A 23178-nucleotide genomic window follows, 5' to 3' on the forward strand; every position below is an offset into this window, starting at 1 on the left:
GTCGACCATGCCCATACTTCGAGGGAACCGCATGAAATCCACCGGCGATCCGTGCGTCGGAGACCGCCCCGCCGTCGCCCGCCACGACGACGTCCCCTCCGACGCCTCGGTCGTCGAGCGGTCCTGGGCGGAGCCCGAGGCCTTCGAGCTCCTCTTCCACCGGTACGCCGACGACATCCACCGCTATGTGGCCCGGCGGCTCGGCACCGAGGCCGCCGACGACCTCATGGCCGAGACCTTCGTCGTCGCGTTCCAGCGGCGCCGCCGCTACGACCTGACGCGCCCGCACGCCCGCCCGTGGCTGTACGGGATCGTCTCCAACCTCGTCGGCCAGCACCGGCGCGCCGAGGCGCGGCGGCTCAGAGCGCTCTCGCGGGTCGCCGCGACAGGAAGTGGTGACGGCGGTGAGGCGCTCGCGGACCGGGTGGCGGCGCGGGTGAGCGCCGAGCGCACGCGCGCCGAACTGGCGGGCGCGCTGGCGAAGCTGCCTGCCCGGTACCGGGACGTCCTGCTGGTGATCGCGTGGGGAGACCTCGACTACGCGGAGGCGGCGGAGGCGCTCGGCATCCCCGTGGGCACCGTGCGCTCCCGGCTGCACCGCGCGCGGACCAGGCTGCGCGAGGCCCTGGGCGGGTCGGATCCCACAGCCCTGCACGAGGAGACAGAGGAGACCGGACGTGGATGACCTCACCGCCGTACGTGAACTGGAGGCCGACGTGGCCCCGCTCACCGACGAGGCCCGATTCGCCGCCCGCGCCCGGCTGTGGCGCGCCGTCCTCCAGGAGGGCCGCCCGGGCGCGCTGTCGCGGCGGCTGATGCTGCGCGTCGCCGTCGCCGGAACGGCCGCCGCCGCGGTCGCCGGCGGGGTGGTCGTCGCCACCCGGAGCGAACGGGACGCCGACAGCCCGCGGATGGCCACGCTGAGCGCGGCGGAACTGCTGCACAAGGCCGCGGCGCGGACACGGGCCGACGGCGCGGGGATGCCGGTCCCGCGCGACGACCAGTACCTGTACACCAAGACGTACATCAGCCGGACCTACGTGAAGGACGGGCGGACGAAGACCTGGACGGACGAGAGCTGGACCTCCGTGGACGGCTCCAAGCCCTCCAGGCGCCAGGAGTACGGCAAGGTCCACAACGACCCCCCGCTGGGCGAACACGAGGTGATGTGGCCGCCGACCGAGTACGCCGCCCTGGCGAAGTGGCCGACGGACCCGGACGAACTCCTCGAACGGTTGCGGATGGGCCAGGACGGGGACGACCGGACGGCGTTCGTGAACGCCATCCAGTTCTTCGTGGTGCCGCGCGTCATGCCGCCCGGACTGGAGGCCGCCTCCTTCGAGGCGGTCGCGCGGATTCCCGGCATCCGGATCGACCGCGGGGTCGTCGACGCGCTCGGCCGCCAGGGGATCGCGGTCTCCTACCCGGAGTTCGACTTCGCGTTCCTCTTCGACACGAAGACCTACGCCTACCTCGGGCTGAACGTGGACGGGGGCACCGGGGAGCTGGTGGACGGCCGGATGAAGCTGCGCGACCGGTATCACGAGCTGCGTGCCCGGGCGGAGTCGGGCGTTGTCGACCGCGTCGGACAACGCCCGTAGGCAGCCTCCGGCTCTCGGTCAGCCGATGTGGTAACTGTCCCCGTACACCTGCCAGTCCAGCGGCGGGTCGAGGTTCAGGTTGCCCTTGCGCAGGAACACCCGCTGGGCCGTGTCGACGCGGCTGGTGTCGCTGTGCGCCTCCTCCTGCTTCATGGCCCACACCCGGGCGTCCAGGAAGGCGTTGAGGTAGGTGACCTCGTCGCCGCCCTGGGCCGGCGGCCGGGCCCGGTTCAGCGCCCGCTTGCGTATGTTGCGGAAGCTGGTCGGGTCGCCGCCGTCGCCGTGCATGACGATGGCGTCGTAGTACGCGAACTGCCCGAGCACACGCAGCCCGTCGGTCTTGCCCTGCCGCACGGCCGGGTTGAAGTACACGCGGTCGCGCTCGTCGTCCTGGGCCCGCCGGAACTCCGCGTCCTGCGCCGCCCGGCGCCAGTCCCCGGGGAAGTTCGGGTCCAGGCCGGCGTGCGAGTCGCTGCCGTCGACCTGGCGCAGCGCCGGCAGATAGCGGGCGAGGACGTTGCCGGGCTTGCGGTCGGTGTACAGCTCGACGAGGTCGAGCATGTCGCCGGTGCCGGAGCAGAAACCGATGATGCCCGCGGTGTAGCCGCGGCCGTCGCCGATGTCCTCGATGTACTTGTACTGCGCCTTCCAGTCGAGCGAGGAGTTCTCCGCGCTCGACACCAGCTGCATGGCGATCTCCTTCTTCGCCGGGTCGTCGAGTCCGACCGCGGCACAAAGGGCCGCGGCACTGGGGGAGTTGAGGAGCGGGGCCGACGCCAGGGACGCGCCGATCAGGGTGAGGAGGGTGCGGCGCGAGGTGCGCGCGGGGTGCTTCACGGCGGCTCCAAAGGGAGGTGGGGGGTGGGGGGATGGCCGTACGTGACACTGATAGGAAGGTTTCCTATCAGACGACGCGCGGGAAGAACACCCTTCCCGTCGAAGGTTCGTACCAATGAACCGGAGGAGCGCCGGCTACGGCAGCGGCTGCTCCGCCCAGATGACCTTGCCCTCGGGCGTGTACCGGGTGCCCCAGCGCTCGGCGAGCTGGGCGACCAGGAACAGTCCACGACCGCCCTCGTCCGTCATCGCCGCGTAGCGCAGATGCGGCGACGTGCTGCTGCTGTCGAAGACCTCGCAGATCAGCGTGCGGTCGTACAGCACCCGGACCCGGATCGGCTCACCGCCGTAGCGGATCGCGTTCGTCACGAGCTCGCTCAGCATCAGCTCGGTGGTGAACTCCAGCTCCTCCAGGCCCCATCGCGCCAGCTGCCGGGTGACGTCGGCGCGTACCCGGCCGACCGCCGCGGGGTCGGACGGCACCTGCCACTCGGCGACCCGGGCGGGGTCGAGCGCGCGGGTGCGGGCCACGATCAGGGCGATGTCGTCGCTGGGGCGGGCCGTGAGCTTGGAGTCGAGCACGACCTGGCAGGTCTCCTCGGGCGACTCGCCGGCCCGCTCCAGGGCGGCGGCCAGCAGCTCCAGACCCACGTCGATGTCCCGCTCCCGGTCCTCGACCAGCCCGTCCGTGTAGAGCACCAGCCTGCTGCCCTCGGCGAGTTCGAGGTCGGCGGTCTCGAACGGCAGACCGCCCAGACCCAGCGGAGGACCGGCGGGCACGTCCGGGAACTCCACGCTGCCGTCGGGGCGGATCAGCGCGGGCGGCGGATGTCCGGCGCGGGCGACCGTGCAGCGCCGGGACACAGGGTCATAGACGGCGTACAGGCAGGTCGCGCCGGTGACAGGAGCGCTGTCGCCCTCCTGGGTCTCGTCCTGGTCGATCCGGCCGACGAGTTCGTCCAGCAGCACCAGCAGTTCTTCGGGAGGCAGGTCGAGGGCGGAGAAGTTGTGGACCGCGGTGCGCAGCCGCCCCATCGTCGCCGCCGCGTGCAGACCGTGACCGACGACGTCGCCGACCACCAGGGCCACCCGGGCGCCGGACAGGGGCAGTACGTCGAACCAGTCGCCGCCGACGCCCGCCTGCGCGGGCAGATAGCGGTAGGCGATGTCCAGGGCGTTCTGCTCGGGCAGACTGCGCGGCAGCAGGCTGCGCTGGAGCGTGACCGCCATGGTGTGCTCGCGGGTGTAGCGGCGGGCGTTGTCGATGGAGACCGCCGCCCGGGTCACCAGCTCCTCCGCCAGGGCCAGTTCGTCGGTGTCGAAGGGCTCCGGCTTCTGCGAACGCCAGAAGTTGACCACGCCGAGGACCAGGGCCCCGGCCCGCAACGGCACGGTGATCAGCGAGTGGATGCCGAACTCCAGGACCTGCGCGGTGCGTTCCAGATCCTGGGCCCGCCACCCCGGCGACTGGGCCAGCAGGGACTCAAGGACCGCCTGACCCGAACGCAGGGCGCGAGCCTGCGGGGCGGACGCCACCAGTCGCATCCGCTCGCCCACCGGATACAGCGGCGCGTCCTTGCGGATCCCGCTGAACGCCGTGCGCCGCAGTTCGGTCCCCGCCTCCGGCTGCCCGCCGCCGAGCACCGCGTCGAACAGATCCACCGTGGCGAAGTCCGCGAACCGCGGCACGGCCAGCTCCGCCAGCTCCTCGGCGGTCCGGGTCACGTCCAGGCTGGTGCCGATGCCCACCCCGGCGTCGTAGAGCATGTTCAGCCGTTCCCGCGCCGCCTCCGCCCGGCCCGACAGGGCCCGCAGCTCCGTGGAGTCGCGCAGGGTCGCCACCGTGCCCGCCGGGCCGCCCTCCAGCTCGGTGGCCCGCTGGTTGACCGCCAGCAGCCGGTCGCCGACCAGGTGCACCTCGTCCGTCGCGACCCGCCCGGAGGCCAGCAGATCGGCCACGTCCGGCGGCAGACCGAGGTCGAGGACCTGCCGCCCCTCGGCGTCCGCGGCCAGATGCAGCAGCCGCTGCGCCTCGTCGTTGGCGAGGAGCAGCCTGCCCTCCCCGTCCGCGATGAGCACACCCTCGCGCACGGCGTGCAGCACCGCGTCGTGATGCTCGTACATGCGGGTCATCTCGTGCGGACCCAGACCGTGCGTCTGGCGCTGCAACCGTCTGCTGACCAGGGCCGTGCCCAGTGTGGCCACCGCGAGGCCGCCGGCCGCCATCGCGATCAGCAGCGGCAGCTGCTGGTCCGCCGTCCCGCCCACGTGTTCCGTGGTGATCCCGGCCGACACCGCTCCGACGACCTTGCCGTCCGGGTCCTTGACCGGCACGACGGCCTGCACCAGCGGCCCGATCGTCCCGTCGATCTGCTCGGTCACCACGTGCCCGGCCAGCGCGGGCGCGAGGTTGCCGACGAACTTCTTGCCGATGCGGTCCGGCTTGGGATGCGTGTAACGGATCCCGTCGGTGTTGAGTACGACGATGAAGTCCACGCCGGTCGCCTCGCGGGCGGCCTCGGCCCGGGGCTGTAGCACCGCCGTGGGATCCGGGGCGCTCAGCGCCTCGCGGGTGCCCGGGGCGTTGGCGAAGGCCTCGGCGACGGCGACCGAGCGGTTGCGGGCCTCGGTCGTGCTGTCGTGCCGCACCTGGAGCACCAGGGCCACCACAGCGGCCACGACCAGCAGCAGCACGATCACGACCTGGAGCACGAACACCTGCCAGGCGACACTGCGTCCGCCCAGCGCCGACCGCGCCTCCACCCGCCCGCGCCGCGACCGGCCTGCGTCACGCTGCGAGAGTCGGGCCATGTGCCATGTCTACACTGCACGGCCCCAGGAGGCGAGAGGCGTCACGGACCGTGACACGTCCTGCACGAGACCTCGGCATCGCCCTCGCAGGTCCTGACGCCGCAGGCGTGACGGGTCGGCCACGACGGCTCACCGCTGCCGCCGCCGTCGCTCCGGGCGCCGCGTCGCCAGCAGCAGGGCGATGTCGTCCGGGCGGTCGGCGGTGTGCTGGGCCGCCGTGGTGAGGCCGTCGGCCAGGCCCGCGAGGCTGGTCGAGGGGTTGCCGGCCCGGGTCAGGGCCACGCGCAGGGAGTTGATGCCGTCGTCGATGTCGACGCCGGGCCGCTCGACGAGACCGTCGGTGTAGAGCGCGAGAACGGCGCCGGGCTCCATCTGCAACTCGGTGACCGGGTAGCGGGCCCCGGCGTCGACGCCGAGGACGACGCCGCCGGCCAGGTCGAGGACGCGGGTGGAGCCGTCGGCGTTGCGCAGCAGGGGTGGGGGATGGCCGGCCCGGGCCGCGCGGGCGAGCCCGGTGACCGGGTCGAGCCGGATGTAGCAGCAGCTCGCGAACTGGCCGGGATCGAGGTCGATGAGGAGATGGTTCGTGCCGGTCATGACCTCGTCGGGCGGCCGGTCGCCGAGCGCGAACGCCCGGACCGCGCTGCGCAGTTGCCCCATGGTCGCGGCGGCCTGCACACCATGTCCCTGGACGTCCCCGATCACCAGGGCCAGGCCGTCCCCCGACTCGACGACGTCGTACCAGTCGCCGCCGACCTCCATGCCCTGGGTGCCCGGCAGATAGCGCCCGGCGGTCTCCACCAGCGGATGGTCCGTCAGCCGCCGGGGCAGCAGCGCCTGCTGGAGCCCCCGGGCGAGCGCGGCCTCGCTCTCGTAGCGCTGGGCCTTCTCCATGGCGTGCGCGATCAGCCCGGCGAGCGCCGTCAGCACCGAGCGCTCCTCGCCGCTGAAGCTGCGCGACCCGTCGAAGCCGAGGATGCAGGAGCCGACCGGGCGACCCGAGGCGATCAGCGGCAGGAAGGCGCGGGCACCCTCCGTGGCGTCCAGCGAGATGCCGGGGTAGGCGGCGGAGAGCTGCTCCATGGAGTCGAAGAAGAGCGGCCGGCCGGTGGTGAGCGTCTCGACGCCGGGCAGCTGCTCGTCGAGGCCCACGCCGTCGAACGGGGCGAGGAACCCCGGCGGGAAGCCCGACTCCCAGGCCAGGAAGAGATGCCGGTCCTGGAGGAGGTAGAGGGCGAACCGCCGGCCGCCGAACGCCGGGAGCAGCTCCCGCATGACCACCGCGGAGACCTGGCGGGCGGTGACGGCCTCCGTCAGGGCGATGGCGAGGACGATCGGCCGGTACAGCGGGGCCAGCGAGGACGCGCCGGCCGCGGCGCCGGCGCCCCCGTCCGCGGCCTCCACTTGCGCCCCGGCCGCGTCGGACATCCGGCTGCTCGGCTGGACCGTGCAGGTCAGCACGTCCGGGCCGGGATAGACCGACAGCGCCAGCCAGTCGCCCTCGTAGGACTCCTGCGCGGGGTCGGGAGGCCGCCGTACATGCAGATGCACCGGGGCCGGAGACAGCAGGGCGCTGCGCAGATGGTCCTCGAAGTCGGGCTGGCTCAGCCAGGGCACGCTGTCCCACAGCGGGCGCCCGAGGAGCAGGTCGCGCGGCTGGTGCAGCAACTGGGCGGCGCGCGGATTGGCGTAGGCGACGAGCCCGAGCCGGTCCAGGCAGAACACACCCTCCGGCAGCAGGTCGGCGGCGGCGTCGCCCGCCGCCGAGGGGCCGGGGTCGAGGACGAACCCGCGCACGGGCCGCGAGCCGGACCCGGCGGGCGTGGCGTCCGGGGTCCAGAACTCCATCAGCCGCAGCCCGCCGTCCGGGGCCCGCACATACAGCGGCAGCGACGGAGGCGGCCGGTTCGCGGCGGTCTCCTGGAGCGCGGCCAGCACCCGCTGCGCGTCTACCGGGGACACCGTGTCCGCGAGTGCCTGGACGGTGCCGGCGAACTCCGTCGGCGCCACCCCCAGCAGAGCGTGCAGCGGCGCGTCGGCGGTGACCACGTCGGTCGCCGGGTCCCAGGCGAACCGGCCGAGCCGCCCCACGGACGGGTGCACGGCCGGCGGCCGTACGCACAGGGGCTCGCCGTCCCAGGCGACCGGTCCCTGGTGGGCCTCCAGGTGTGCGGCCAGTTCCTCGGCGACCCGCGTCAGCCGCTCCCGCGCGGACAGCACCTCGGCCGCGTCGGCCACCGCGGGCCGCAGCACGGTCAGCACGCCGTACGTCGACGAGGCGCCCACGACCGGCACGTACAGCGAACCGAACTGGAACGGCAGCCCCGCCGCGAACTGCGGATAGCGGCGCATCGTCTCCGTGGCGTTCGGCAGCACCACATGCACCCCGAGCCGGTAGGCGTCGGCGACGGGGAACGGCCGGTCGGCGTGCAGCCGCCACCAGGGCCGGAACAGCGGCCCCGGCAGCCCCGCGAGGACGGCCAGCCGCAGCACCCCGGGGGTGTGCGAGCGCAGATAGATGCCGCCGGCGTGCCCCCCGGCCGCGCCGATCGCCTCCGTCGAGGCGTCGATCAGCAGTGCGGCCAGCGGTCCGGGCGTCCCGTGCGCGTCCTCGTCGCTCCCAGTCATCGGCCCTGCCTCGTCGCTGTGCCGCCGCTCGGGCGACACAGCAAGAATGCGCCACGGGACGTGTGCGGCGCACCCGGACGGCAGCCAGGAACGAGAGTGGCACGCGGTGTCAGGGGCGCAGCCCCTGGAGCCCCTCGTAGGCCGCCGACACGATCTCCAGGCCCCGCTGGTCGTCCGCGGGCTCCCGCATCTGGTGGGTCACGTAGGCCACCGCCATCCGGGCCTCGGGATCGACCATGACGAGGGATCCGCCCCACCCGCCCCAGCCGTACGTCGTGCCGAACAGGCCGTAGCCCAGGCCCCAGCGCATCGGCATGCCGAGGGTGCGGTCCGTGCCGTCGAACTGCTCCTCCCACGCCCGCGCGCACCCCGCCGGGGAGAGCAGCCGCACCCCGCCCACCGTGCCCCCGCACGCCATCGCCGACTGCACGAGCGCGACGGACCGGGCGTTGCCGTAGCCGTTCGCCGCGGGGATCTCGGCCCGGCGCCAGGCCAGGCTGTTGGCGTCCCGGACCCGGAGCGCGGTCGCGGTGGCGGGCTTGGGGTCCGCGTTCGGGGCGCTCGCGGTGTAGTCCTCGTCGTACGAGGGCGGCGGGACGGCGAGCGCCACGCGATGGTCGTCCCGCGGGCCCAGACCGATCCGGAAGTCGGCGCCGAGGGGCCCGGCCACCTCCTCGGCGAAGAACGTGCCCAGGGTGCGGCCCGTGATCCGGCGGACCACCTCGCCCACCAGGAAGCCCTGGGTGAGGGAGTGGTAGCCGGCCGCGGTTCCCGGCTCCCACTGCGGGGCCAGCGCCGCGAGCCGGGCCGTGACGGCCGGCCAGTCGTAGATCTCGGCGAGCGGCCCGTCGTAGTCGGGCAGGCCCGCGGTGTGCGACAGCAGATGTCGTACGAGCACCTTGTCCTTGCCCGCCGCGGCGAACTCCGGCCAGTACCGGGCCACGGGCGTGTCCAGGTCGAGTTCGCCCCGGTCCGCCAGGATCAGCGCGGACAGGGCCGTCATCGTCTTGGTCACGGAGAAGACGGTCACGACGGTGTCGCGCTCCCACGGCCTGGTCCGGGCCGCGTCCGCGTATCCGCCCCACACGTCCACCACGGCCTCGCCGTCCACGAAGACCGCGGCCGAGCCGCCGGCGTCCCCCTCGTCCAGGAAAGCGGCCAGTGCGTTGGGCACGGCCGTGAACAGATCGTCGTACGAGCCCTGGATGTCTGCCATGGGCGGAATCTAGCGCCGGCCGAGGGGGCGTGGGCAACCGAATTTCCGGGCGGAGGCGGGGCAGAGCACGCGGTCGGCGGGGAAACGGCGGCCGTGGCTCATATCGTGGGAAGTGAGGCGATATCGGCGAGTGAGGCGGCAGAGCCATGGCGGACGCTGGGATCGACCACGCGGCGGTGTTCCAGGCGCTGCCCGGCATGGTGGCGGTACTGACCCCCGATCTGGTGTACGTGGACGCCAACGAGGAGTTCGTCCGCATGTCCGGCCGCAGCCGGGAACAGCTCGTCGGCCACTATCTCTTCGACGTCTTCCCCGACAACCCCGGCGACCCGGCCGCCTCCGGCATGCGCAACCTCGCGGCCTCGCTCCAGCGCGTCCTGGCCACCGGTGAGCGCGACACCATGGCCGTGCAGCGCTACGACGTGCACTCCCTGGAGGAGCCGGGACAGTGGGAGGAGCGTTACTGGAGCCCGATCAACGCCCCCGTGCTCGGACCCGACGGAGAGGTCGTCCTCCTGGTGCACCGGGTCGAGGAGGTCACCGAGTTCGTCCGCGACCGCGGCGGCCCCGTCGGCACCCGGGCCCGGGCGCTGGAGGCCGAACTGTACATCCGCGCGAGGGAGTTGCAGCAGGTCAACGAACGGCTGAGAAAGGCCCACGCGCGCGAGCGCGAGGTCGCCCTGGCCCTCCAGGAGGCGATGCTCCCGGCGCCGCGCCAGGTGCGCGACCACCGGGCGGCCGTACGCTACCGGCCCGCCGTCGGCGCGCTGAACGTCTGCGGCGACTGGTACGACCTGGTGGACCGGATCGGCGGCGACCGCATCTGTGTCGCGGTGGGCGATGTCGTCGGTCACGGACTGGCGGCGGCCTGTGTGATGGGCCAGCTGCGCAGCGCGCTGAGCGCCGCCTCCCGGGTCGCCGACGGGCCCGCGCAGGCCCTCGACGTCCTGGGCCGGTACGCGAACGTCGTCCCCGGCGCCGAGTCCGCGACGGTGGTCACCACCTTCGTCGACTTCGACGCCCGCACCATCACCTACAGCAGCGCCGGCCATCTCCCACCGGCCCTCGTCCACGCCGACGGCCGGGTGGAGTTCCTCGACGCGGCCACCGATCCGCCGCTGGACGCCAGCCCCGACCCCGTCCCGCGCCCCGAGGCGACGGCCGGCTTCAGCGCGGGCGACACGCTGGTCCTCTACACCGACGGACTGGTGGAGCGCCGCCGCGAGGACATCGACACCGGCCTCGAACGGCTCGCGGACTCCCTGACCCGGCACCGCAAGGCCGAACCGGAACCGATGGCGGACGCGGTGCTGCTGGAGCTGCTGCCACCGGAAGGCGCGACGGACGACACGGCGTTGATCGTCGTGCGGCTGTGAGACGGCGGGGCTGAGACCGACTGGGCCGGATGCAGCAGCACAAGGAGCAGGCGCCAGAGGGGGCCGAGAGGCTGGACCGCAGTCCAGCCCACCCCCCCCGGGAGCCCTTGATGCCTCTGCGTTCCGCCCTGCGCGCCGCCTCCCTCGCCGCGCTCTGCGTGGCCGTACTGACCCCGGTCACCACCGCCGGCCCCGCGTCCGCCGCACCGAAGCACGGCGACGACCACCGACTCCAGGAGCAGCTCGACCGCTTCGTCCACAGCCCCGGCGGCCCGCCCGCCGTCATCGCAGTCCTCCAGTACGGCAGGAAGACCCGCGTCCTCACCGCGGGCGCCGCAGACCTCCGCACCGGCCGCCCGCCCCGCCCCGACGACCACATGCGCATCGCCAGTACGGCGAAGGCCTTCAGCGGGGCCGTCGCCCTGACACTGGCCGACCGCGGCGCCCTCGACCTGGACGACACCCTGGCCCACCGACTGCCCCGACTGCCCGCCGCCTGGGGCGCGGTGACACTGCGCCAGCTGCTCCAGCACACCAGCGGGCTGCCGGACTACTCGGAGAGCACCGCGTTCCGGGACGAGATCCGCGCCGACCCACGGCACCACTTCGACTCCCGCCGCCTGCTCGACTACGTGGCCGACAAACCGCTCCGCTTCGCACCCGGCAGCCGCTACCAGTACTCCAACTCGGACAACATCGCCGTCGCGCTGATGGCGGAGGCGGCGACCGGGACACCGTACGAACGCCTCCTGCGCGAACTCGTCTACAGACCGCTCGGCCTCGACCGCACCAGCCTCCCGCAGGGCTACCGGATGCCGAAGCCCTATCTGCACGGCTACGCCGTGGACCCGCCCGCCGCGCCGGAGGACGTCAGCGAGGTCCTGGGCATGTCCGGCGTGTGGGCCTCCGGAGGCATCGTCTCCACGCCGGCCGACATGACCCGCTTCGTGCGCGGCTACGTCGGCGGCGCGCTCTACGGCGGACGCATGATCCACGCCCAGCGCCGCTGGATCGAGGGCGCCTCCGAGCCCGCCGGGCCGGGCCACAACCGGGCGGGCCTCGCGCTCTTCCGGTACGACACCCGGTGCGGTGCCGTGTACGGCCACACCGGCAACACCCTCGGCTACACCCAACTCGTCGCGGCCAGCCCCGACGGCCGCCGCTCGCTGACGTTCTCCGCCACCACCCAGATCAACAAGGCGACGGACCCCGCCCAGGTGGAACGGATGCGCGAGCTGGAGGAGAACCTCGTCTGCGCCCTGCTGCGGCATCCCTGACGGCCAGAGCAGAGCGGAGCGGAACGGACGGGCAGGGCGCAAAGGAACGTGCCCTGCCCGTCGCCGCTGGTCTACGGTGTGCCGTCGTGGACGAGACAGGCACGAGCGAGGCCAAGTTGTTCGAGCGTGAGCTCCGGCGGTCGGCCCTGGACCTGCGCGCCCGGCTTCGCCGGCACCCCGTGCCCGGGCCGTTCTACGCGGGGGAGACCGACGACGGCCTCAACGGCCCGTACCACCTGCCCGAGCACGTGCTCTCCAGCGACCTGCGCCACGCGTCAGCCCGCCAACCCCCGTGAGGTGGCGGGTCTGGTGCAGATGGCCCGGGACGAGCCGATGGGCGGCTACGCCTGGGACGACGACCGGCACTGGACCCCGCGGGCGGTGCGCGAGTGGTGGGCCGGACGCGCACACGTCCACGCCTGGATCGAGTCCGAACTCGCGTCGCGGTGAGCCCGCTCCCACCGCTGTGACGGGGTCACCCTCACGATGGCGGGTTCGTCACCGCTGCGTCCGGCCCGCACCGCGCGATGACGTCGTGGCCTTGCGCCCCCGTACCGCCCAGGCGCGAGCCGTCAGCGGGATCGTCCCGTCGGCCCGCGTCGGCACCCGTGCGCGCAGCGTCCGCCGCAGGTCCTCGCGGCGGTCGGGGGAGAGGGCGGCGACATGGCCGGGGGCCGGGCCCTGTCCGGACAGGAACGGGGTCCACAGGTCGTCGAAGTGGGCGAACAGGGTCGGGATCTCGATCGGCGCGACCGTGACCTCGGTCAACCCCGCCTCGCTCCACAGGGTGCGCAGTGCGGACGGTCGGCAGAGCGGGAAGCGGCGGCCCTCGTCGTGGGCGTCGGCCGACGGGTCGACCGTGGTGGCGGCGGCCCAGAAGTGGCGCAGGAAACCCATGCCCTCGGCGTAGTCCCACACATAGGCGGCCACCACGCCGCCCGGCCGCACCCCGCGCACCGCCTCCGCCAGCGCGACGCCGGGCGCGGGCAGGAAGTTCAGCACCAGTCCGCTGACGGCCACGTCGAACACCGCGTCCCCTACCGGCAGCGCCTGGGCGTCCGCCACGGCGACACACGTCGGCGGGGGAGCGGACGCGCGGGCCGTCGCCGCGAACCCGGCGGAGCGCTCCACGCCCAGCAGGGCGCGAGGCCGGCACCGTACGGCCACCGTCGAGGTGAGCGCCCCCGACCCGCAGCCGACGTCCAGCCACCGGGCCTCGGGCGGACAGGCCAGCCACCGGACGAACTCGTCGGCGACCAGCCGGCTCCACCGGCCCATGTACCGCTCGTAGGCGTCGCCGGCGGTCCACACATCGAAACGTCGTTCGCTCACCCCTCCACCTTGCCCCGTTTCAAGGGGCGTTGCAGGCGGCCGGCACGGGCCGAGCGGCCGGACGCGCGCGTCCCGGGCGGCCGAGCGCGACCCCGAGCAGCACCAGCGGCAGCCCGCACATCTGCCGGACGGTCAGCGCCTCGCCCGCGAGCGCCGTGCCGAGCAGCACCCCGGTCACGGGGTTGAGCAGCCCGATCAGACCGACCGTCCCCGCCGGCAGCCGCCGCAGTCCGGCGAACCACACGGTGAAGGCCAGTGCCGTGGCGACGACCGAGACATAGGCGAAGGCGAGCAGCGCCGGCGCGGACAGGGCGGGCGGCGGACCCTCCACGGCCGCGGCGACCGGCAGCAGGAACAGCGCCCCGGCGGTGAGCTGCCAGGCGGTCGAGGCGAGCACCGCGCCGCCCGCGTTCCACCGCTTGGTCAGAATGTGGCCGAAGGCCGACACCAGCATCGCCCCGCCGGACGCGAGCATCCCCGGCACGCTCACCCCGTCCGCGCCGGTGAACAGCATCAGGCAGACGCCGACGAGTCCGACGGCGGCGCCGGTCAGAGGGGCGGTGCCGGGCCGCTCGGCGACCAGGGACCAGGCGATGAGCATCATCGTCAGCGGGGACACGGCCATGACGGTCGAGGCCACGCTCGTCGGGAGCAGTTGCGAGGCGGCGTAGACGAGGACGAAGAACACGCTCACGTTGAGCAGCCCGAGCACCGCGGACCGCCACCACCACACACCGTGCGGCCGTCGCCGGGCCAGAGCCAGCAGCACCAGACCCGCCGGCAGCGCCCGCAGCGCGGCCCCGTACAGCGGGCGGTCCGTCGGCAGGAACTCATGGGTGACGTAGTAGGCGGTGCCCCACGCCACCGGCGCCACCGCGGTCAGCGCCACCCACCGTGCATTGGCTTCCATGGAAGCCAATATAACTTCCCGGGAAGCTAAAGTGGGGTGCATGTCTGAGAACGACCGGCAGTCGCCGGACCGCGTGGCCCGTATCCAGGCCGACTGGCGCCGCGAGCGGCCCGATCTCGACGTCGGTCCGCAGGGCGTGATCGGCCGGCTGCACCGGCTCGCCGACCGGCTCACCGAGGAACTCGTGCTCGTCTACGGCCGCTACGGCCTCGGTGAGGGGGAGTTCGACGTCCTGTGCGCCCTGCGCCGGGCCGGTGAGCCCTATGAGCGGGCGCCCGGCGAGCTCGCCGCGCACACCATGGTCACCACCGGCGCGATGACCAAGCGGATCGACCGGCTGGAGCGGGCCGGCCTCGTCACCCGCCGCCGCTCCGCCGACGACCAGCGCGGCCGGATCGTCGCCCTCACCGGCCCCGGCCGCGCACTGGTCGACCAGGCCTTCACCGACCACATGCGCAACGAACGCCGGCTGCTGGACCTGCTGACACCCACCGAGGCCGAGACCCTGGAGAAGCTGCTCACCACCTGGCTCTCCCGCCTCGAACCTCCGACGCCGGACTGACCGGGCCGCTCAGACGGTGATGACGAGCTTGCCGCGCGGATGCCCGCTCTCCAGATGCCGTACGGCGGCCACGGCGTCGTCCAGGGGGTAGGTGCGGTCGATCACCGGGACGATCGCCGCCGTCTCCGCCAGGGCCTTGAGCCTCAGGAGATCCGGTTGCCGGGTATGGGCGAAGACCGGGCGCAGGCGCTGCCCCACGAAGACGGACAGCACCAGACCGCGCACCCAGCGGTCCAGGCCGCCCAGTACCGGGCCGCCGTCCTCGCCGCCGACGAAGACGACCGTGCCGCGCGGGGCCAGGACCCGGCGCAACCGGGACAGGGAACGGTTGCCGGCGGCGTCGACGACGAGGTCGTAGCGCACGGCGCGCGCGGTGATGTCTTCCCGGGTGTAGTCGATGACGTCGGTGGCGCCCAGCGACCCGACCAGATCGGCCGCGCCGGGACCGCACACCCCGGTGACCTCGGCACCGTAGTGCGCGGCGAGCTGTACGGCGAAGGTGCCCACGCCGCCCGAGGCGCCGATCACCAGCACCCGCCGGCCGGGGGCCGGGCGAGCCAGGTCCAGGGCCTGGAGCGCGGTGATGCCGGATACGGGCAGGGCGGCGGCCTGCTCGAAGGACAGGCCCGTGGGCATCGCGGCGAGCTGCTCGGGCCTGGCGCGCGCGTACTCGGCGAAGGAGCCGTCGCACTGCCCGAACACCTCGTCCCCCGGCTTGAACCCGGTCACCTTCTCCCCGACCGCGGCCACCCGGCCGGCCGCGTCCCAGCCGCGCACGACATGGGCGGGGCGGCGCAGCCCCAGTTCGGGACTGAGCCGGGCGATGTAGGGCCGGCCCGTCATCAGATGCCACACACTCGGGTCGACGCCCGCGGCCCGTACCTCCACGAGCACCTCGTCGTCGCGGGGCACGGGACGCTCGACGTCCCGCAGTTGCAGTGAATCGGTGGAGCCGTACGCGTACTGGACGATGGCCTTCATCGGGGCACTCCTCCGCGCCGGTTCGACGGTGTCCCTCCGGATGGTCCCGACGAACCGCGCGACTGACCAGCCCCCACGAGGCCCTAACGCTGGGCGCCGCCCCTGCGGCGTACGGCGAACACGACGGCCACGGCCACGACCAGCACCACCGCGACAGCGATCCACGCCCCGGCCGACAGACCGCCGTCGTCGTCCTGTTCGGCGTCGGCCGCCTGCGGGGTCGGCGAGGCGTCGGCCTCCTCGGTGGCCGGCGTCGCCGACACGCTCTCGGACGCGCTGGGGGACGGGCCGACCGGTGTCGCGCCCGGCGCGGCGGCCTTCAGCTCCAGCACCGGCGCCGGACTGCCCTCTTCGTGCCCGTGCCCGTCGTCGTCGCCGGACTCGCCCAGCTCGATCCAGCGGTCGACCTTGCCGTCGCCGTACGTCTGGAGCGTCTTGAACGCCAGCTCCTTCGCGTCCGGCAACTGCCGTACGACGATGGAGTATGCGGCGTCGGCGCCCACCTTCAGCGCCGCGCCCCGCACGGCGTAGCCGTCGTCGGTCCTGCTGAACTTCCAGCCCTGGGGCCCGTCTTCGTAGGTGACGTCGGACGGGGCGATGCCCTCGGGCAGGACCACCCGGATCTGGGCGATCCCGGCGGTGGCGGACTCCGACTCGGCGGTGAAGGTGAGTTCGGCGTTCCGGGCGAGGGCCCGCGCGTCGTCCGACTCGACCTCCACATGGGCGGCGGCCGGAACGGCGGTGCACAGTACGGCGGTTGCCGCCGCGGCCACGGCGACGGTCAGACGGCGGGTGATACGGGACATGGGTGTCTCCAGGCAGGGTGGTATGACGGGGCCGCCGTACGACGAATGCCGAACAGGCGTCCCGATCGGGTCAGGTGACGAGAACTGCCCGACCCGGCGGCGGCCCCCGCCGCACCACCGCGTACGCGAGGACGGGCCCCATGGGCGCGGTCCTCGCGTCCTCCGCCGCGGGCGGAACCGGCACACCCAGCCGCCCGGCCGGCGGCGGCCAGGTGAACAGCGCCCGCGCGGCGGCCACATGGTCCCGCACCGAGCCCAGCACCCTGCCCACACCCCGGGCCAGCGTCCAACAGGCCATGTCCGCTCGGTGCAGCAACACCGCGACGAGTACGGCGACCAGGGCGTGGGCCGCCGTCATGGCCACGGAGCCGTGCAGCGGCTCCCGCACCGGCGTGTGGCCGTGGTGGTGGACATGCGGCCCCCGCGGCGGGTGCGCGGTGAGCGTCAGCCACAGATGCAGCCCCGACTGCCCCGCCACGCTGCACACGACGACCGTGCCCACATGCCGCGGCCGGCGCACGCCGACCAGCCCCAGGCCGAAGAGCCCGGCGGCCACGGTCGCCCCCTGCGCCCACGGCACGGACTCCGCACCGAGCAGATGGTGGGCGCTCACCCCCAGCACGGCGCCGACGACGGCGAACACCGCGGCCCGCAGGACGGGCAGGGGTGCTCGGGGGTTCGCGACGTGCGGGTTCATGACCCGCTCATCCTGGCCCACGGCAGGCGCGGAGCGCAGGCCGCTCCGGAAAGATCGACGGCGTCAGGGGGAAACCTCCACCGCCCCTCGAGACCGTGCACGCACCCAGCCGAGCAGCACCACCGAGCACAGGGCGGCCAGCGCGCACCAGGTCGAGACGAACTCCAGCCGCCACAGCGCCGAGCAGACCAGCGCACCCACGCCCATCAGCAGCCCCAGCACGCACAGCCGCCGATCACCCGAGAGCAGCAGCGCGCCCACGGTCGCCAGCAGATACCCGGCGACGATCAGCGGGGTGTGGGGCAGCCCGATCGCATAGCCCATGGTGTGCCCGCGGATCTCCGCCGTCACCGGCCCGGAGACAAGGGCCTGCGCGAGTGCCGCGGCCGTCACCGCGCCGACCACCACCGGCACCGCCAGCCGGCGCCGGACCCGCGGCGCGGCAGCGCACCACACGGCCACCGGCACGCCGAAAGCCAGCACGGGCAGCGCGATGACGGCCCACACCACGGTCGCCGCCCCGCTGCCGCCACCGGAGTTCCACACCAGCGCCTCCACGATCTGATGCGCCCCTAGCAGCAACGGAAGCCCGGCCAGCGGGACATCGCGCGGATTCCGCACCCGCGCCAGACAGGCGACACCGACCGCCGAGACCGCCGTACCGGCCACCAGGTCGGCCGTAGCACTCCAACACATCACGCCACCCGGGGCTTTGCACCGCGGCCACCCGTCGTGACCGCCCATCACGTTACGTCCGCGCCGGCCGAGGTCCGGGAGGACACGGGAGGGGGCAGCCGTAGCGGGCGTGCGCCCGGGTCCTGATCAGAACGCGCCGGACACCCCTTAGGCTTCTGCCGTCGGTCAAACCGTCAAACAGATGTCGACCGACGAGACAACCAGGGGAGCAGGGGGGACGGGGGCCGATGAACGACGTGTCCGAGGCGTTCCAGCCACTACAGGGGGACGATCCGGTTCAGGTGGCCGGCTACCGGCTGGCCGCCCGGCTCGGCGCGGGCGGCATGGGGCGGGTCTATCTGTCGCACACCCAGGGCGGCCGACCGGTCGCCATCAAGGTCGTACGGCCGGAACTCGCCGACAACCCGGACTTCCGCCGTCGCTTCCGCCGGGAGATCAACGCGGCCCGGCAGGTCAGGGGCGCCTACACCGCGGAACTCCTCGACGCCGACGCCGACGGCACACCGCCCTGGCTGGCCACGCTCTACGTCCCGGGCCCCTCCCTCGCGGAGGCCGTCCACCGGCGCGGGCCGCTGCCGGTCCCGGCGGTGCTGTGGCTGATGGCGGGCGTGGCCGAGGCGCTCCAGGCGATCCACGGCGCCGGCATCGTGCACCGGGACCTCAAACCGTCGAACGTGCTGCTGGCCGCCGACGGTCCGCGCGTCATCGACTTCGGCATCTCGCTGGCCGCCGATCTGACCGCGCACACGACCACGGGCGCCGCCATCGGCACACCCCAGTTCATGGCCCCCGAGCAGGCGCTCGCCACCGAGATCACGGCGGCCACCGACATCTTCGCGCTCGGCCAGACGGCGGCCTTCGCCGCCCTGGGCGAGCCGCTGTACGGCAACGGCCCCTCCGCCACCGTCCTGTACCGCATCGTGCACTCGGCGCCTGACTTGTCCGGCCTGCCCGAACCGATTCGGCCGCTGATCGCGCGGTGCCTCGCCGCCGATCCGAAGGAGCGCGTCACCGCGACCGAGGTCGTCGAGTGGTGCCGGCAGCGGTTGGGGCGGGACGCCGACGCGGGCGGTGGCCCGGCGGTGTGGCGGGAGATCACGGGCCCGGAGGTACCGGCCCCGGCTCCGGTCCCCGACCCCACGGCGGTGCAGGCACCGGTCGCCGAGGCCACGGAGGCCCAGGCTCCGGATGGAGATGCGCGCGCGGACGCGGCTGCGGTCCCCGTTCCCGGGCCGACGGAGGCTCCGGTCCCCGGTCCCGGGTCGGCCGAGGCTGCGGATGGGGTGGCGCGTGCTCCGGAGCCGACCCTGGTGTCGGCCTCCGGGCCCGCCTGGGCGCCCCCTTCGGCGCCCGCCGCCGGGTCCCTGGCACAGCAGCAGCCGCTGATCGCCCCGGTGCGGCCGTCCGCGCCGACGGTGCCGGATCAGGGGCGGGTCCGGCGCAGACGTACGGCGCTGATCGCGGCGGCCGCCGTGACCGCGACGGCGCTGCTGGTGACGGGACTGGTGTGGCAGGCCAAGAGCGGCGCCGACGAGGCTCGCGACGGGGGCACGACCACGTCCTCCACGCCGGAACCCACCCGATCCGCACGGTCGTCGGCGTCCTCCTCGGCGGCCACTGACGGCTCGGCGGACGCGGCCGACGCGGCGGCCGGTGACGGAACCGCGCAGGCGGCGGGCGGTGAGGCGACCGCGGACAAGCAGCCGCAGGCGATCCCGGGGTTCTCGCCCATGAACCTGGACGAGAAGAACTCTCTGTACCTCCACAGCGGCAAGCGGCCGGAGACCCGCGACGACCGCAAGGGCGACATCCGCTTCACCTGCGAGGAGATCGGCTGCGCGCTGGAGAGCGACAAGAGCTTGATCCTCCAGATGTTCGGCGACCCCGGCAACACCTACGAGGACTGCAAGTTCATGCTCAGTGGGGCCAAGGGCAAGGAGTTCCACAACTTCTCCCTGGCCGCGTCGGCGGCGGGCAGCGAGTTCTGCATCCAGCACCCCTCCGGTGACATCGCGCTGCTGTCGATCCAGGTGAAGTCGACCGCGCTGTGGGACAAACCCGGACTCAGCTTCATTCAGGTGGACACGACGGTCTGGCGCGCGGCGTAGGAGAGGGGCGGCAGGGCGGTCTCACGGCAGCAGCCGGCGCTCCTTGGCGACCGCCACCGCTCCCGCGCGGGTGTCCACGCCGAGCTTGTCGTAGATGCGGCGCAGATGGGTCTTGACCGTGGCCTCGCTGATGTAGAGGGCGCGGGCGATGTCCCGGTTGCCGATGCCCCGGGCCAGCTGGGTCAGGATGTCGCGCTCCCGGTCGGTGAGGGTGGGGGGCGGCTTGCGCAGGTTGGCCATCACGCGGCCCGCGACGGGCGCCGACAGGGTGGTGCGGCCCTCGGCGGCGGCGTGGATCGCCGCGAACAGCTCTTCTGGGCGCTCGGCCTTGAGGAGGTAGCCGGTGGCGCCCGCCTCGATGGCGCGGGTGATGTCGGCGTCGGTGTCGTACGTCGTCAGCACCAGGACGTGCGGGGAGGCGCCGGGCGCGGAGGTGAGACGGCGCGTGGTCTCCACGCCGTCGATGCCCTCGCCCAGCTGGAGGTCCATCAGCACGACGTCCGGCGTGAGCTTCGAGGCCAGCGCGAGGGCCTCCGCACCGGTGCCGGCCTCCCCGACGACCTCGATGTCCGGGGCGCTGTCGAGCAGCGCGAGCAGCCCGGCCCGTACGACGGCATGGTCGTCGCAGACGAGGATGCGCACGGGAGCGGACGCGGGGCCCGGGGCCATCGCGGACGCGGGGTCGGCGCTCATCGGGGTGCCTCCCAGGGGGCAGCTGCGGTCATCGGGGCGTCCGGCGGAGAGAGGTGGCCATCGGGTCGGCTTCCAGGAGGCAGGGGCGGTCATTGGGCCGACTTCCAGGGGACAGGCGGTCGGCGGGGCGTCCCGGCCGGACAGAGGTGGTCATCGGGGCGTCCCCAGAGGGACTGCGGCGGAGAGGACGGTGCCCTCGCCGGGGCGGGACTCGACGGTCAGCGTGCCGCCGAGCGCGTGCAGCCGGGCGCGCATCGCGGGGAGCCCGTGTCCGCGTCCGCCCTCGGGGGAGTCGGGGAGCGCGGAGGGGTCGAAGCCGTGGCCGTCGTCGGAGACGTCCAGGACGACCTCGTCGTCGAGGAGGGTGAGGGTGAGCGCGGCACCGCTCGCCCCCGCATGCTCGCGGACGTTGGCCACAGCGCCCTGGGCGATCCGTAGCAGGGCGGACTGGACGCGGTCGGGCAGCCTGGCGAGCCGTTCGTCGTCGGCGTCCACATGGACGCGTACGGTCCACCGCGCGCCGGACTCCCGGGCGGCCAGCGCGCGCAGCGCCTCGTCGAGGCCGCCGCCGCGGGCGAGGTCGGCGGGGGCGAGGTCGTGGACGAAGCGGCGGGCCTCGGCGAGGTTGTGCTCGGCGACGGAGGCGGCGGTGCGTACATGGCCGCGGGCCTTGTCCGGCTCGCCGTCCCACACCCGGTCCGCCGCCTGGAGCAGCATCCGCTGGCTGGACAGGCCCTGGGCGAGCGTGTCGTGGATCTCCATGGCGAGCCGTTCCCGCTCGGCGAGGGTGCCCTCGCGGCGTTCCGAGGCGGCGAGTTCACGGCGGGTGCGGATCAGGTCGTCGATGAGGGCGCGCTGACGGTCGGTCTGCCGTTCCATCTGGAGGAAGACGGCGGTGGCGAGCGCGGCGACCGCGGGCGGCGCGAGCACCAGGTTCGGGTCGAAGCGCCCGCCGAGCTGCACCTGAGCGGCCACCACGAACACCGTCAGCACCGTCACGAGGACGAGCGCCGCGCGGGGCGGCAGGGTGCGCAGCCCGGTGTAGAAGAGGGGCACCGCGCACCAGGCGAAGCTGGGCGCGAGCACCACCAGCACCATCCACACCACGAGGACCAGCGCCAGCCAGGCCGAGTGCCGTGGACCCGGGCGGCCTGCCTTCGGCCCCAGCAGATGCAGGACGACGAGCACGACGCACAGCGCGATGATCCACGGGGTGCGCGGCTCGCCGGGATGCCGCAGCAGGAACCGGGCGAGCGCGCCGCCGAGCAGCAGGAAGAACGCCGCGTGCAGCACGAGGCCGAGCCACCGGGTGTCCACGGCGCTCGGTTCGTCCGGGCGGTCCGGCGCGCGGTGCGGCGTGCGGTCCGGCGTACGGTCCGGCATCAGGGGGCTCGCCTCCCTTCCTCACTGTGGGCGCTGAACTGGGCAAACACCTCCATTGTCACCGGCGACGCGGGCCGCGCGGGTCAACCGATCGGATGACCCCCGTGTCATCCGTCCCGCGCCTCCGAGCGAGCCGGAACGTCGACCGTCCGGGCCCGGTTCCGGGCCGAGGGTGGAGAGCAGGAAACGGGACGGCAACCGGGCCGCCCGCCCACCGAAGGAGTACCGACCCATGAACGCCGTGCAGCCCCAGCACAAGAAGGTCTCCCGCCGCGCCCGTGTCGCCCTCGGCGGTGCCGTGCTCGGCGCCGTCGCCCTCGCGGGCTTCGGCGCGGTCTCCGCCAACGCCTCCGCACCGGCCGCCGCGCCCGTCGCCGCGGCCTCCGCCCCGGCCAAGGCCACCACCACGTCCACCCATCTGACGATCGACGCCGCCACCCGCGCCGCCCAGGCCGCGCTGGACGCCGCCGAGAAGGAGAACCAGCGGGTCACGGTCGCCGTCGTCGACCGCAACGGCAACACGCTCGTCACCCTGCGCGGCGACGGCGCCGGCCCCCAGTCCTACGAGTCCGCCGAGCGCAAGGCCTACACCGCGGTCTCCTGGAACGCCCCCACCTCGGAACTGGCCGAGCGCCTGAAGCAGGCCCCGAACCTGAAGGACATCCCCGGCACCCTGTTCCTGGCCGGCGGCGTCCCGGTCACCGCCCAGAACGCGCCGATCGCCGGTATCGGCGTCGCGGGCGCCCCGTCCGGCGCGCTGGACGAGAAGTTCGCGCAGGCGGGCGCGGAGGCGGTGGCCGCCGGCCGCTGACCGGTGGCTCAGCCCCTCGGCATGCCCCCGTGCGGGCTGTTGACCACCAGCGGGAGGGATCCCTCGGCCAGATAGGGGTGGTCGGGGAAGTGGTCGACGTGGAGATGACCGCCGTCCTCCGCGTCGGCCATGTCGTGCAGATTGGCCGCGAGCAGGGCCCGGGCGTCGCTGTCGCCGCCGATGAGCAGGACACGCCGGACGGGGTCGAGCGAGACGCGGACCCCAGGCCCCGGCGCGTCGCTGATCTCGACGCCCGCCAGCGCATCGCCGTCCGGCCCGGCCGCGGTCCACAGCAGGCCCTCGCCCTCGGCCACGGCACGCGCCAGCCGGCGCAGCTCGGCGGCCGGGGCGGTGAGGTCCACCTCGCCGGACGCCGGGTCGTGAAGAACCCTCGGTGACATTCCGCCCGTACTCCTCCCGATCATCGGTACAGCCTGCCCCGCGAACCCCCCT

General features: G+C 73.8%; 22 protein-coding genes. 9 read left to right on the forward strand and 13 right to left on the reverse strand.

The annotated features are described in order from the left end of the window. Nucleotides 1-31: 31 nt before the first annotated feature. Both OG866_RS40920 and OG866_RS40925 read left to right on the forward strand, forming a co-directional pair. The gene (locus OG866_RS40920; protein ID WP_329342710.1) at nucleotides 32-685 is read left to right on the forward strand and encodes an RNA polymerase sigma factor; all 654 of its coding nucleotides are present in this window, start codon (nucleotides 32-34) and stop codon (nucleotides 683-685) included. After that, nucleotides 678-1601, forward strand: a complete 924-nt coding sequence (locus OG866_RS40925; RefSeq protein ID WP_329342713.1) for a CU044_5270 family protein — start codon at nucleotides 678-680, stop codon at nucleotides 1599-1601. The genes OG866_RS40920 and OG866_RS40925 overlap by 8 nt, the downstream gene beginning before the upstream one ends. Before the next feature lie 18 nt (nucleotides 1602-1619). Here OG866_RS40925 and OG866_RS40930 read toward each other — a convergent pair whose 3' ends face one another. From OG866_RS40930 to OG866_RS40945, 4 genes are all read right to left on the reverse strand, one after another. After that, on the reverse strand, nucleotides 1620-2438 hold the full coding sequence (locus tag OG866_RS40930; RefSeq protein ID WP_329342715.1) for a chitosanase: 819 nt from the start codon (nucleotides 2436-2438) through the stop codon (nucleotides 1620-1622). Between the two features lie 135 nt (nucleotides 2439-2573). Continuing rightward, a complete protein-coding gene (locus tag OG866_RS40935; RefSeq protein WP_329342716.1) occupies nucleotides 2574-5249 on the reverse strand; it encodes a SpoIIE family protein phosphatase in 2676 nt (891 codons plus the stop codon). A 129-nt stretch (nucleotides 5250-5378) separates the two neighbouring features. Beyond that, nucleotides 5379-7877: a SpoIIE family protein phosphatase gene (locus OG866_RS40940; RefSeq protein ID WP_329342718.1), complete on the reverse strand. Its 2499-nt coding sequence runs from the start codon at nucleotides 7875-7877 to the stop codon at nucleotides 5379-5381. A gap of 109 nt (nucleotides 7878-7986) precedes the next feature. After that, nucleotides 7987-9093 carry a serine hydrolase domain-containing protein gene (locus tag OG866_RS40945; protein WP_329342720.1) on the reverse strand — a complete coding sequence of 369 codons (1107 nt, stop codon included), beginning with the start codon at nucleotides 9091-9093 and terminating at the stop codon, nucleotides 7987-7989. A gap of 146 nt (nucleotides 9094-9239) precedes the next feature. Between OG866_RS40945 and OG866_RS40950 the strand changes: the two genes are divergently transcribed. The 4 genes from OG866_RS40950 to OG866_RS40965 all read left to right on the forward strand — a co-directional run bounded on the left by OG866_RS40950 (nucleotide 9240) and on the right by OG866_RS40965 (nucleotide 12196). Continuing rightward, nucleotides 9240-10469, forward strand: a complete 1230-nt coding sequence (locus OG866_RS40950; protein WP_329342723.1) for a PP2C family protein-serine/threonine phosphatase — start codon at nucleotides 9240-9242, stop codon at nucleotides 10467-10469. A gap of 110 nt (nucleotides 10470-10579) precedes the next feature. Continuing rightward, nucleotides 10580-11746, forward strand: a complete 1167-nt coding sequence (locus OG866_RS40955; protein ID WP_329342724.1) for a serine hydrolase domain-containing protein — start codon at nucleotides 10580-10582, stop codon at nucleotides 11744-11746. Nucleotides 11747-11832: 86 nt separating this feature from the next. Next, complete coding sequence (locus tag OG866_RS40960; RefSeq protein WP_329342726.1) at nucleotides 11833-12042, forward strand: hypothetical protein; 210 nt, start codon at nucleotides 11833-11835, stop codon at nucleotides 12040-12042. Between the two features lie 13 nt (nucleotides 12043-12055). After that, nucleotides 12056-12196 carry a hypothetical protein gene (locus tag OG866_RS40965; protein WP_329342727.1) on the forward strand — a complete coding sequence of 47 codons (141 nt, stop codon included), beginning with the start codon at nucleotides 12056-12058 and terminating at the stop codon, nucleotides 12194-12196. A 48-nt stretch (nucleotides 12197-12244) separates the two neighbouring features. Here OG866_RS40965 and OG866_RS40970 read toward each other — a convergent pair whose 3' ends face one another. Both OG866_RS40970 and OG866_RS40975 read right to left on the reverse strand, forming a co-directional pair. Then, nucleotides 12245-13078: a class I SAM-dependent methyltransferase gene (locus tag OG866_RS40970; RefSeq protein WP_329342729.1), complete on the reverse strand. Its 834-nt coding sequence runs from the start codon at nucleotides 13076-13078 to the stop codon at nucleotides 12245-12247. Nucleotides 13079-13097: 19 nt separating this feature from the next. Continuing rightward, the gene (locus tag OG866_RS40975; protein WP_329342730.1) at nucleotides 13098-13988 is read right to left on the reverse strand and encodes an EamA family transporter; all 891 of its coding nucleotides are present in this window, start codon (nucleotides 13986-13988) and stop codon (nucleotides 13098-13100) included. Nucleotides 13989-14028: 40 nt separating this feature from the next. Between OG866_RS40975 and OG866_RS40980 the strand changes: the two genes are divergently transcribed. Continuing rightward, the gene (locus OG866_RS40980; protein WP_329342732.1) at nucleotides 14029-14550 is read left to right on the forward strand and encodes a MarR family winged helix-turn-helix transcriptional regulator; all 522 of its coding nucleotides are present in this window, start codon (nucleotides 14029-14031) and stop codon (nucleotides 14548-14550) included. A 9-nt stretch (nucleotides 14551-14559) separates the two neighbouring features. Here the strand turns inward: OG866_RS40980 and OG866_RS40985 are convergent, their stop codons facing one another. The 4 genes from OG866_RS40985 to OG866_RS41000 form a co-directional block, all read right to left on the reverse strand. Further along, complete coding sequence (locus OG866_RS40985; RefSeq protein WP_329342734.1) at nucleotides 14560-15531, reverse strand: NAD(P)-dependent alcohol dehydrogenase; 972 nt, start codon at nucleotides 15529-15531, stop codon at nucleotides 14560-14562. A gap of 83 nt (nucleotides 15532-15614) precedes the next feature. Beyond that, entirely contained in the window at nucleotides 15615-16337 is a 723-nt protein-coding gene (locus tag OG866_RS40990; RefSeq protein ID WP_329342735.1) for a DUF1775 domain-containing protein, read from the reverse strand. A gap of 70 nt (nucleotides 16338-16407) precedes the next feature. Next, nucleotides 16408-17034: a hypothetical protein gene (locus OG866_RS40995; protein WP_329342736.1), complete on the reverse strand. Its 627-nt coding sequence runs from the start codon at nucleotides 17032-17034 to the stop codon at nucleotides 16408-16410. A 63-nt stretch (nucleotides 17035-17097) separates the two neighbouring features. Then, a complete protein-coding gene (locus tag OG866_RS41000) occupies nucleotides 17098-17730 on the reverse strand; it encodes a DUF6629 family protein (RefSeq protein ID WP_329342739.1) in 633 nt (210 codons plus the stop codon). 227 nt (nucleotides 17731-17957) lie between these two features. Between OG866_RS41000 and OG866_RS41005 the strand changes: the two genes are divergently transcribed. Beyond that, entirely contained in the window at nucleotides 17958-19838 is a 1881-nt protein-coding gene (locus OG866_RS41005) for a serine/threonine-protein kinase (RefSeq protein ID WP_329342741.1), read from the forward strand. 21 nt (nucleotides 19839-19859) lie between these two features. Here OG866_RS41005 and OG866_RS41010 read toward each other — a convergent pair whose 3' ends face one another. Both OG866_RS41010 and OG866_RS41015 read right to left on the reverse strand, forming a co-directional pair. Continuing rightward, nucleotides 19860-20531, reverse strand: a complete 672-nt coding sequence (locus tag OG866_RS41010; RefSeq protein WP_329342744.1) for a response regulator transcription factor — start codon at nucleotides 20529-20531, stop codon at nucleotides 19860-19862. A 150-nt stretch (nucleotides 20532-20681) separates the two neighbouring features. Beyond that, the gene (locus OG866_RS41015) at nucleotides 20682-21914 is read right to left on the reverse strand and encodes a sensor histidine kinase (protein ID WP_329342746.1); all 1233 of its coding nucleotides are present in this window, start codon (nucleotides 21912-21914) and stop codon (nucleotides 20682-20684) included. 232 nt (nucleotides 21915-22146) lie between these two features. On the opposite strand from OG866_RS41015, the gene OG866_RS41020 reads away from it, so the two are divergent. Then, on the forward strand, nucleotides 22147-22725 hold the full coding sequence (locus tag OG866_RS41020; RefSeq protein WP_329342748.1) for a GlcG/HbpS family heme-binding protein: 579 nt from the start codon (nucleotides 22147-22149) through the stop codon (nucleotides 22723-22725). Between the two features lie 8 nt (nucleotides 22726-22733). On the opposite strand, the gene OG866_RS41025 is transcribed toward OG866_RS41020, so the two are convergent. Next, a complete protein-coding gene (locus OG866_RS41025) occupies nucleotides 22734-23126 on the reverse strand; it encodes an Imm32 family immunity protein (protein WP_329342749.1) in 393 nt (130 codons plus the stop codon). Between the last annotated feature and the right edge of the window lie 52 nt (nucleotides 23127-23178).

Origin of the sequence: Streptomyces sp. NBC_00663, assembly GCF_036226885.1 — a bacterium.
In the GTDB taxonomy this organism is placed as follows: domain Bacteria; phylum Actinomycetota; class Actinomycetes; order Streptomycetales; family Streptomycetaceae; genus Streptomyces.